The organism is Bacillus sanguinis (assembly GCF_018332475.1).
Taxonomy (GTDB): domain Bacteria; phylum Bacillota; class Bacilli; order Bacillales; family Bacillaceae_G; genus Bacillus_A; species Bacillus_A sanguinis.
Window position 1 is genome coordinate 1 of the sequence record NZ_BOQB01000510.1, and the last position, 1,875, is coordinate 1,875.

The window sequence follows — 1,875 nt, forward strand, 5'->3', positions numbered from 1 at the left end:
GAATTTGATGATGAGAAGTACACATATAAAGAAACGAAATGGAGCCCGAAAGAAAGAAACTATGAACTATTAAAATTAAATCCTACAGAAAGGTTATTGAGAAAATCAGGCGAGAAAAAAAGATATGATGATGAATATGTGGGATTCGCGAAGTATAGTATTCAATCAGAATTTGCTGATTTATTAATCCGATATAAAGATTGGAACTATAAGGAAACGAAGTACCTTGGACTTGATTGCTACAAAATAGAAGGGACAATAAACATAGAAATGCCTGTAAGTACATCTGAAGATTTAAGAGGGAAATTTGAAATGGTTGTAGAGAAAAATACAGGGATTATGCTAAAGTTCTTTAGTTTCCAAGAAGGTATGATTCAATATTCGATCACGACTGAATGGATACAAATAAACAAAGGGTTGAAAGAGAATCTGTTTCAAAAGGATAGTGCTAAGTATGAAAAATTGAAAAATATATTAGTTGAATAGAAAACGGAGGGAACTATATGGAGAATACATCTTCTTCAAGAGAAAAGAAAAATAAAAGACAATATAAAAGGACAATGATAATAAGTGTATTGTTAGTAGTATTACTATTTGGCGGAGTTGGATATGGTACTTACATATATATGAAAACTTCTAATCTCGTACAAAAGTCTAGTTTAAATTTAGCACGTGGTGAAAAATCAAATTTACGTGAGGAAACTGTAAAGCCAATTGCAAACAATGTTTCACTTTTAATTATGGGCATTGATGAAAATCAAGAACGACAAAAGGAGTATAATGGTGCATTTCATACAGATGCACTACTGTTAGCTACTTTTAATAAAGATGATAAGACGGTGAAATTAACGAGCATACCACGTGATACATATACATATGTTCCAGTTGAAAAGAAAAAAGATAAAATAACACATGCGTATGGAAGTGGTTTCGTTAAAAATGGTAAAGATGGAGGACCGCAAGCTTCAGTAGAAGCAGTAGAAAAGTTGCTACAGGTGCCTGTTGATTATTTTGTGAAGTTTAATTTTAATTCATTTACTAAAATTGTTGATGGATTAGATGGGATTGAAGTAAATGTCCCAGTTGAATTTTCGGAGCAAAATAGTAAAGATGAACCTGACGCAATCCATTTGAAAAAAGGACTACAAAAATTAACAGGGGAAGAAGCACTTGCGCTGGCAAGAACGCGTCATATTGATAGTGATGCAATGAGAGGTCAGCGCCAACAGCTTGTTATTGAAGCGATGTTAAGTAAATTAAAAAGTATAGGCTCAATTACGAAGCTAGAAAAAATAGTTGAGGCGGTTGACGGCGATTTTAAAACAAATTTAGTAATGGATGATATTTTATCATTTTATAAATACGGTTTAAACGGTTCAGTTGAAAAAATACAATTAGCTGGTGATGATTTATATTTACCTAACGGTCCAAATGGGCAACGTGTATATTATTATAACCCTAATAAAAAGGATCTACAGAGTTTGAGTAATACGCTTAGAACACATCTAGGATTAAGTGAAAAGCAGATTGAAGAGAATTGAAGCAGGCGTAATGTCTGCTTTTTATTGTGTATAATGGTATGTCATTTATTCATCAATGGCTACAATATTTTTAGCTCAAGTCTTTCATGTCGATCTTTCACTAGGTCAACAATTAACTATAATAGCTATTTTATTAGTTACATCTAAAGGTGCAGCAGCAGTAACGGGCGGGGGATTTATTGTACTAGCATCTACGTTATTTGCAATGAATGTTATTCCATTAGAAGGGTTAGCACTATTACTTGGGGTAGATCGTTTCATGTCAGAGGCACGCGCTATCGTCAATTTAATCGGTAATGGTATTGCGACTGTAGTTGTTGTAAAGAGTGAAAAT

The 1,875-nt window shown here is 33.2% G+C and carries 1 protein-coding gene and 2 pseudogenes; all 3 read left to right on the forward strand.

The window, feature by feature from the left end; translation table 11 throughout:
• Positions 1–486, forward strand: a pseudogene (locus KI369_RS28105) (anti-sigma factor); the annotation flags it as partial.
• A 17-nt stretch (positions 487–503) separates the two neighbouring features.
• The gene (locus KI369_RS28110) at positions 504–1,541 is read left to right on the forward strand and encodes an LCP family protein (protein ID WP_212958931.1); all 1,038 of its coding nucleotides are present in this window, start codon (positions 504–506) and stop codon (positions 1,539–1,541) included.
• Between the two features lie 43 nt (positions 1,542–1,584).
• Positions 1,585–1,875, forward strand: a pseudogene (locus tag KI369_RS28115) (cation:dicarboxylate symporter family transporter); the annotation flags it as partial.

What these genes read in the sequence shown, in the direction of transcription:
- KI369_RS28110 (WP_212958931.1), top strand. Translation starts at nt 504, where the DNA reads ATGGAGAATACATCTTCTTCAAGAGAAAAGAAAAATAAAAGACAATAT.